General features: G+C 71.8%; 2 protein-coding genes. Both read left to right on the top strand.

Annotated features, from left to right (window positions below; all coding sequences use genetic code 11):
- The coding region (locus E4F61_RS14175; protein WP_202909021.1) for an SEC-C metal-binding domain-containing protein at positions 1 to 934 on the top strand (934 nt) is incomplete at its 5' end.
- A gap of 101 nt (positions 935 to 1,035) precedes the next feature.
- On the top strand, positions 1,036 to 1,865 hold an 830-nt coding region (locus tag E4F61_RS14180; protein WP_238382963.1), incomplete at its 3' end, for a Nudix family hydrolase.

Here is a 1,865-nt window from a genome sequence, read left to right on the forward strand (position 1 = left end):
CGACTGGGTGCAGAAGGTGATGGCGCGCATGGGCCTCAAGGAAGACGACATCATCGAGTCGCCACTGGTCACCAAGCAGATCGCCAATGCGCAGCGGAAGGTCGAGGCGCACAACTTCGACATCCGCAAGAACCTGCTCGAGTTCGACGACGTCAACAACGACCAGCGCAAGGTCATCTACGGCCAGCGCGACGAGCTGCTCGAGGCCGAGGACGTGGCCGAGAACATCGCGGCGATCCGCGGCGACGTGGTGGCCGAGACCGTCGAGAAGTTCGTGCCGCCCAACTCGATCGACGAGCAGTGGGACCTGCGCGGCCTGGAGGCGACGATCGCCGAGGACTTCGGCGTGCAGCTCGACCTCGACGCGCTGGTGAAGTCCGAGCCGGAGCTCGACGCCGAGGGCATCCTCAAGCACGTGGACGCCACGGTGGCCAAGCACTTCGCCGACCGCGAGGAGCAGCTCGGCGCCGAGACGATGCGCATGCTGGAGAAGCACATCATGCTCAACGTGCTCGACCAGAACTGGAAGGAGCATCTGGCGCGCATGGATTACCTGCGCCAGGGCATCCACCTGCGCGGCTACGCGCAGAAGCAGCCCAAGCAGGAATACAAGCGCGAGGCGTTCGAGCTGTTCTCCGAGATGCTGGAGAAGGTCAAGCGCGAGGTCGTCACGATGCTCGCCCGCGTGCGGATCCGCACCGAGGAGGAGGTCGCGCAGGAAGAGGCGGCGGCACGCGCGCAGCTCGAGGCGCAGTCCCGCCAGATGCAGTTCCAGCACGCGGACGTCGGCGGCTACGGCACCGAGAACGAGGCCGGCGACGTGCTCGCCGCCGCGGCGGCCGCGGGCGCGGTGGCGCCGACCATCGGCCGCAACGATCCGTGCCCCTGCGGCAGCGGCAAGAAGTACAAGCACTGCCACGGCCAGCTGGCCTGATGCCGTGACGCGTCCGGCGCGCATCGGGATCGATGCGCGCCGGATGTCCGCGTCGACGCGTCGCTTGCCGTCGCGTCCGTGCGCTCCGTAGAGTGACCCGCGTGCAGTCCCCGGCCAGCCTATCGTCGCGCCGCTCGATCCACGTCGTCGCCGGCGTGATCCGCGATGCGCGCGGCCGCATCCTGCTCGCGCGCCGCACCGAAGGCCGCGACCTCGCGGGCCTGTGGGAAGTCCCCGGCGGCAAGTGCGAGCCCGGCGAGACGCCCGAGCAGGCGCTCGCCCGCGAGCTGCACGAGGAACTGGGCATCGAGGCGCGCATCGGCGCGCCGCTGATCCGCGTGCCGCAGCGTTACCCGGACAAGGACCTTGCCCTCGACGTGCGCCAGGTCGAGGCATGGCAGGGGCCCGCCCGCGGCCGCGAGGGCCAGGCCCTCGTCTGGGCGCCCGCCGACAAGCTCGCGCGTTACGACATGCCGCCGGCCGACCGGCCGGTCGTGGCGGCGCTGCTGCAACCCGCCACGTATGCGGTGACGCCGGCGCTCGACGACCTTCCGACCTGGCTCGGGCGCATCGATGCCGCGCTCGCGGCCGGCGTGCAGCGCATCCAGTTGCGCTCGCCGGGGCAGGGCGATGCCGCGCGCTGGCGTGCAGCGGTGGCGGACGCCGCCGCGCGCGCACGCGACGCCGGCGCCGAGGTGCTGGTGAATGCCGACGTCGAACTGGCGCGGACGCTGGGCATCGGCGTGCACCTGCGCGCCTCGCAGCTGGCCGAGCTCGCCGCGCGTCCGCTGCCGCCGGATCAGGCGGTCGCCGCGTCCTGCCACGGGCTCGAGGATCTGCTGGCGGCGGAGCGGCTGGGCTGCGACTTCACGGTGCTCGGCCACGTCGCCGACACGCCCTCGCATCCCGGGCGGCCGCCGCTCGGCTGGGA

The organism is Cognatilysobacter segetis, assembly GCF_004359965.1.
Lineage (GTDB): Bacteria > Pseudomonadota > Gammaproteobacteria > Xanthomonadales > Xanthomonadaceae > Cognatilysobacter > Cognatilysobacter segetis.